We start from the raw sequence: 2438 nt of genomic DNA, 5'->3' as shown, positions 1-2438 counted from the left end.
CCAGCGACATCGGCGACACACGCGGATCTGCCTTCGCTGCCACCGACGGCGACCCACGCACCACGTGGTCGGCGCCGCAGAGCACCACCGAACCGGGCGGCCCGAAACCGACTCTGACTCTCAACCTTCCCGAACCCACCCTGGTCACCGGCCTGGACATCACACGAGGACTTGGCACCCTGCCCTCGCTGCCGACCAGCGTCGCGGTGAACCTCGGCAACGGACCGCAGGTTCGAGAGCTGCCCGACCTCGAAGACGAAACGCCTCGAACCAGTCGAGTTACCCTCTCCCCCTACGTCACCGACAAGATCGTCCTCAGCGTCACCGATTGGGAACCGGTCCTCGATCAGACGGCACTCGGCTTCGCCCAGGCGCAGCCCACCGGCCTCGCCGAGGTCGGCGTCGTCGGCGCAGACGGGACACCGATCGCCGGTTCCGGCGTGCAGGGCACAGACTCATTCGACAACCGCACCGTCACCGTCCCCTGTGGTGACGGCCCGACCATTTCGGTTGCCGGACAGCAGTTCCCTACCTCGATCACAGCGACGGCGGCCCAACTTCGCACCGGCGCACCGGTCGAGGCACGTGTGTGCGACCTGGACGCGTCGGCAACTTTGCCGGCGGGACAGCCTGAAGTAGTCGTCGAACCGGGCCCCGCATTCTCGGTCGACAATCTCAACCTGACGGCTGTCGGTCCTTCAGCCGCGCAACGGAATACACCGCTCGAATCGACCGCGTGGACGGCGAATCACCGGGAACTCACCGTCACGAACTCGTCCACCGATCAGTTGATCGTCAATCCCGAGAGCACCAGCATCGGTTGGATCGCCACGGCGCCGGACGGTTCCAAGCTGACGCCGGTGGTCGTGAACGGTTGGCAGCAGGGCTGGATCGTGCCGGCAGGCACCGCGGGAACCGTCACCATCGACTTCCCCAGCGACCGTTGGTACCGTCTCGGCATCTTCGGCGGGCTCGTGTTGCTGATCCCGCTGCTGTTCGCAGCTCTTGTCCCCACCCGCCGAGAACCCAAGCCGCACATACCGCCCCGCCCGTGGCGCAGCGTCGCGGCAGGATGGGTGGGCGTGCTCGCGGCGGCCACCGTCATCGGCGGCGGAGTGGGAGCGGCGATCGCCGTCGTGTGCTCGATCCTCGGACTTGCCGCGCTGCGAATCTTCGGCCCGGCTCGGACCGCACGCATTCTGGTCGGCACTGCCGGCGTGGCCGCGATGATCGGCATCACGCTGCTCTCGACCGGACCGTGGCGGGCACCGGGCGGCTATGTGGGCGATTCGTTCGCGATTCAGTTCTCGACGTTGGTGGCCTTGGTCGTGACCGGGTTGGCCGCGTTGCCCTTTGCCGGTTCACCGATGTGGCGGCGCTTCTCCCACCGCGTCACCGCGACGCGCGCCGGTTCCTCCACCAAGGCGTAACTGGCCGAGGCCACAGCGACGCTCAGGACGACCGTCAGGGCCAGGACGTAGAAGAAGCTGCCCGAGAACGGAACTATGCCGAATACGGGGAACACAGCGTTCAGTACGGCCAGGTGCCAGATGAACAGGCCGTAGGACCAGCGTCCGATTGCCAGCGCCAGCGGGCTCGCCAGGAATCGATGCTGCGATTGATCGCGCAGAACCAGTGGAGCGATCAACGCCGCCACCCGCGGATGCTCCGCCAACGGCTGCAGATGCGTATGCAACGACGCCTCCAAACGCTTCGACTCCCCGAGCAAATTCTCACGCTCGACAATGTCGAGGTTCGCCATCGCCGCAGCAGCAGCACCGGCATGCCCGCCGTACGTGTAACCATGACGCCACCACGAACCCGCATAAAACGGCTCCGCCACCCGCGGCGCGATGAACACCGCACCCATCGGAACATAACCCGACGTCAAACCCTTCGCCGTGGTCATCATGTCCGGCTGCAAATCGAAACGAGTGGACGCGAACCACTCGCCGCCGATACGACCGAAACCGGTCACCACCTCGTCGACGACAAACAGAATGTCGTGCTCACGGCAGATGTCACGCACCTCCGCCAGATACCCCTCCGGCGGAAGATACACCCCACCCGCACCGATGATCGGCTCCGCGAAGAACGCGGCGATCTTGTTCGCACCGATCCTCTCGATCAACTCGAGCAGACTCTTCGCATCATCCCAACCGACCGTCGCCGCATCCGCCATCAGCTCGCCGTAACCCTCACGGTTCACCGGAATACCCGCCAGAGCCGTTCCCGCAACATGCATTCCGTGATACGCCTTCTGACGACCGACAATGATCGCCTTCTCCGGCTGCCCCACCTCATGCCAATACCGACGAGCGAGCTTCGCCGCAGTGTCCACCGAATCCGAACCACCCGAGGTGAAAAAGATCTTGCTCCCGGCACGACGCGGTACAACGCCCCGTCCGTCGAGGGCGTACGAACCTTCGACCAGTACT

At 65.3% G+C, this 2438-nt stretch carries 1 protein-coding gene and 1 pseudogene; one reads left to right on the top strand and one right to left on the bottom strand.

All coding sequences use genetic code 11. From position 1 onward, the window contains the following. Window positions 1-1430 (top strand): hypothetical protein (locus ABT116_RS51115; RefSeq protein WP_502984039.1); only part of this gene is annotated, 1430 nt, incomplete at its 5' end. Window positions 1431-1717: 287 nt separating this feature from the next. Here ABT116_RS51115 and ABT116_RS51110 read toward each other — a convergent pair. Further along, window positions 1718-2341: pseudogene (locus tag ABT116_RS51110) on the bottom strand (aminotransferase class III-fold pyridoxal phosphate-dependent enzyme); the annotation flags it as partial. Between the last annotated feature and the right edge of the window lie 97 nt (window positions 2342-2438).

Origin of the sequence: Streptomyces sp. NPDC002130 (assembly GCF_040296465.1) — a bacterium.
Classification (GTDB): Bacteria; Actinomycetota; Actinomycetes; order Streptomycetales; family Streptomycetaceae; genus Streptomyces.
Note: the sequence above shows the minus strand (reverse complement) of the source record. Positions and strands in the feature narration are given on the sequence as shown.